General features: G+C 71.6%; 3 protein-coding genes and 1 pseudogene. 2 read left to right on the forward strand and 2 right to left on the reverse strand.

Features of this window, described 5'->3' with window-relative positions:
- Positions 1–121: 121 nt before the first annotated feature.
- Positions 122–1,060, reverse strand: a complete 939-nt coding sequence (locus Q0R63_RS17725) for a hydroxymethylglutaryl-CoA lyase (RefSeq protein ID WP_295700260.1) — start codon at positions 1,058–1,060, stop codon at positions 122–124.
- Between the two features lie 205 nt (positions 1,061–1,265).
- Between Q0R63_RS17725 and Q0R63_RS17730 the strand changes: the two genes are divergently transcribed.
- Positions 1,266–2,405: an alpha/beta hydrolase gene (locus tag Q0R63_RS17730; RefSeq protein WP_295700264.1), complete on the forward strand. Its 1,140-nt coding sequence runs from the start codon at positions 1,266–1,268 to the stop codon at positions 2,403–2,405.
- Here Q0R63_RS17730 and Q0R63_RS17735 read toward each other — a convergent pair.
- Positions 2,402–2,554: a hypothetical protein gene (locus Q0R63_RS17735; protein WP_295700266.1), complete on the reverse strand. Its 153-nt coding sequence runs from the start codon at positions 2,552–2,554 to the stop codon at positions 2,402–2,404. The two genes, Q0R63_RS17730 and Q0R63_RS17735, sit on opposite strands and share 4 nt — an antisense overlap.
- 19 nt (positions 2,555–2,573) lie before the next feature.
- Here Q0R63_RS17735 and Q0R63_RS17740 point away from each other — a divergent pair.
- Positions 2,574–2,924 (forward strand): annotated as a pseudogene (locus tag Q0R63_RS17740) (alpha/beta hydrolase); the annotation flags it as partial.

A 2,924-nucleotide genomic window follows, 5' to 3' on the forward strand; every position in this document is an offset into this window, starting at 1 on the left:
CCGCCTGAGGCTGCTGCGGGCCATCCCTTTGTCGGGTCACCCGATAAAGGCGCGCTCTGCCTGAGAACCGTTCCCCCGGGGACCGTCCCTTTATCGGGTCACCCGATAAAGGGCAGGGGGCTCAGGCGTCAGCGTCAGCGAGCGCGGTCACGACCCGCGACGGTGACGGGCGGCCGAGCTGCTGCGCCATCCAGACGCTGGTCGCCACGAGCGCCTCCAGGTCGACACCGGTCTCGACGCCGGCGCCGTGGAGGGCCCAGACGAGGTCCTCCGTCGCGAGGTTTCCGGTCGCGCTCTTCGCGTAGGGGCAGCCGCCGAGGCCCCCGGTCGAGGCGTCGACGACGGCCACGCCGTCGGCGAGAGCAGCCATCGTGTTGGCGAGCGCCTGCCCGTAGGTGTCGTGGAAGTGCACCCCGATCCGATCGGGCCCGATTCCTTTGTCGTCCAACGCTTCCAGCAGTCGGTGGACCTGGCCGGTGGTGGCGACCCCGATGGTGTCGCCGAGGCTGAGCTGGTCACAGCCGAGGTCCATCAGCCGGAGGGCGACGTCGACGACCTGGTCGACCGGCACGTCGCCCTCCCACGGGTCGCCGAAGCACATCGAGACGTAGGCCCGGACCCAGAGCCCGGCCCCGCGGGCCCTCGCAACGACCGGCGTGAACATCTCCACCGACTCCGCCACGCTGCGGTTGAGGTTGCGCCTCGCAAACGTCTCCGTCGCGCTACCGAAGATCGCGATGGCCCCGACCCCCGCCTCGAGGGCGCGGTCGAGGCCCTTCTCGTTGGGCACGAGCACCGGTCGCCCCGGCCCCAGCCCGTCGGGCCCGAGACCGGCCAGCACCTCCGAGGCGTCGGCGAGCTGCGGGATCCACGAGGGTGGGACGAAGGACGTGGTCTCGACGACGGGCAGCCCGGCCCGGACGAGCCGGTGGATGAACTCGACCTTGGTCGCGGTCGGCACCACGGTCTTCTCGTTCTGCAGGCCGTCCCGCGCGCCGACCTCGTAGATCGTCACCCGGCTCGGCAGCCCGGCCGCCGGCTCCAGCTGTGGTGCCCTCATTCGTCTTCCTCGCATCCACCTCGTCGTCCCGCCCCGCCACAGTACGACGTCCCTCTCCCACCACAGGTGGACCACCGCTCCCGTTCTGTCCCGATAGGCGCGCCACGACCAGGTCCCGCTCCCCCGCTGGGCGGAGGCGGCCCGCTGCTGTGCGACCTAGCGTCGGAGGCGTCCCACCACCCGAGACACCTGGAGATGTCCTGCGATGAAGCTCGCCACCCGTCTGACCACCGTCACCCTCGGCCTGATCGGGCTGCTGGGACCCTTGGCCGTCGCCACCGGCACCCCCGCCACGGCCGCCGATGTCGGGGCCGCGAAACCACCTGTGCCCCGGCTGAACTGGAAGGCCTGTGGACCCGCGCACCCCGGCTTCCTCTGTACGACAGCCGAGGTGCCCACCGACTACGACACCCCGCGGGGAGCGACCACGACGATCGCGCTGACCAAGCTGCCTGCCACCGGCCCAGGGGCGAGGATCGGCAGCCTCTTCACCAATCCGGGCGGCCCGGGTGGGTCCGGGGTCGACTTCGTCCAGGCCGTCGGCCGGACGGCCTACACCGCGACGGTCCGGGCGCGCTACGACATCATCGGTTTCGACCCGCGTGGGGTCGGCGCGTCGGACCCGGTCACGTGCTATCCCACCGCCGCTGCGGAGCAGGAAGCGCTGTCCAGGTTCACCGCCTTTCCCGTCACGGCCGCCGACGCCCGGGCGTTCCTGCCTCTCGACGCCGCCCTGACGGCCAGCTGCCGACAGACGTCCGGCGCCCGGATCGCGCACTCCTCCACGGCCAATGTCGCTCGCGACATGGACCTGCTGCGCCAAGCCGTCGGGGACCGGCAGCTCAGCTATGTCGGCTACTCCTACGGGACGTTCCTCGGCGCGACCTGCGGACGGCTGTTCCCCCAGAACGTGGGCAAGATGGTCCTCGACGGCACCCTCGACCCCGCGGCATACTCCGGGTCGGACGGCGACCAGCGCCCTGTCGGCGCGCGGACGCAGCAGGGGCCGGCGAGCGCGGAGGTCTTCCAGCAGTTCCTGGCCCGGTGTCAGGAGGCCGAATCCGGTTGCGCCCTCAACGAGCTCGGCCGTCCGGGCACAGTGGTGAAGCAGCTGTTCGAGTCGCTGAAGAAAAAGCCGGTCCCGATCGACGTCGGTGGCGGGACGATCGTCTCGGTGGGATACCCCCAGGCCGTCGCCATCGCTTTCCAGTTCATGTACAGCCCGACCGGCTGGCAGAGCCTGGCGACTACGCTGGCCTACCTCGCGCGCGGCGGTGACGGCGCGCCGCCGGCCGCCGTCCCCGAGGCGCTCGCTCAGGTGGAGCGGGCCCGGCGGACGGACTAGGCGTCCATCGGGGGCAGCATCGCGAGCACCTGTGTCGACGCCACCTCGCCGCTCGCGCCATCCGGCTTCCAGCGGCTCGCCGACGCCGAGGACAGGAGGGCCGCCGACTTCGGCCGCTTCCGCGCCTGGACCGGCCTCGAGTGCGCCACCCTCGGCGTCCCGGACACCGACGCCTATCGCGGCCCGTGGACGCAGTCCACGACACGACCGATCATGGTGATCGGCACGCGATACGACCCCGCGACCCCCTACTCCTTCACCCGCCCGTTCGCCGATCTGTTCCCCGACGGGCGAATGGTCACCGTCGAGGGCTACGGCTACACCATCCTCGGCAAGAGCACCTGCGCCGACGAGGCGGTGGCGCGCTACCTCGTCCGCGTGCGCACGGAGCATCCAGCCCTTCGCGGCGGCGCCGGCCGCCGTTCCGCAGACTGCGCAGCCTCAGCTGATGACGTCAGCGATGCTCGGGTCCTGACGGAGCAGGACGCGGCGGCGGCAGATCAGGGGTTTCGCCGGCCC

The organism is Lapillicoccus sp. (genome assembly GCF_025353065.1).
Lineage (GTDB): Bacteria > Actinomycetota > Actinomycetes > Actinomycetales > Dermatophilaceae > Lapillicoccus.